Raw genomic sequence first — 837 nt, forward strand, 5'->3', positions numbered from 1 at the left:
TTATGATGATGCCCAAGAAGAAGTGTTTTTAGGAAAGTCCGCTGGCAGTGGCGGTTCTCATGTGGCGGGTGCTACACGTAATGAAATTGATACCGAAGTGCGTTCAATTATTGATACATGTTATGCGCAAGCACAAAAAATCCTCGAGGATAATCGTTCAATTCTTGATGCAATGGCGGATGCTTTGATGAAGTATGAAACCATTGATTCTGAGCAGATTGATGACTTGATGGACGGTAAGGATCCACGTGAGCCAAAAGGCTGGTCAAGTAACGGTCGTAACGATAACGATGGTTCGAGCGACAAAAAAGCCGATAGCGAAGATGATAAGGTTGTGGATATCGCTGATGGCAAAAAGCCAACTGACGAGACTGGAGAGCAGGGTTAGGTTCTCCAGAGATGTGTTTAGTTAAATTATGAGTCAATTGTTCAAGTTCGCCAGTCGAGAGCTCGATCTGGCGACAACTCAAGTGATGGGTGTTCTTAATGTAACACCCGATTCCTTTTCTGACGGTGGTCAGTACTCTAATCTCGATTCAGCACTAAATCAGGTTGAAATAATGCTTGCTCAAGGGGCGAGTATTATTGATGTGGGCGGTGAGTCTACTCGTCCAGGTGCACAGCCAGTAAGCGTTCAAGAAGAGCTTGATCGTGTTTGTCCTGTTGCTGAAAAAATTCTTCAAAACTTCGATGTCGTATTATCGGTCGATACTAGTACACCGCAAGTCATGCGTGAAACCGTTGCGCTGGGCGCTGGTTTGATTAATGATGTTCGGGCATTTACGCGACCTGGCGCGGTCGAAGCCGTTGCGGGTGCGAATGTCGCCTTGTGTGTCA

1 protein-coding gene and 1 pseudogene are annotated in these 837 nt (G+C 46.2%); both read left to right on the forward strand.

Annotated features, from left to right (window positions below):
- Window positions 1-388 (forward strand): annotated as a pseudogene (locus A3735_RS03980) (ATP-dependent metalloprotease); the annotation flags it as partial.
- A gap of 28 nt (window positions 389-416) precedes the next feature.
- The coding region (locus tag A3735_RS03985; protein ID WP_231882364.1) for a dihydropteroate synthase at window positions 417-837 on the forward strand (421 nt) is incomplete at its 3' end.

The sequence above is a fragment of the Oleiphilus sp. HI0061 genome, from assembly GCF_001635675.1.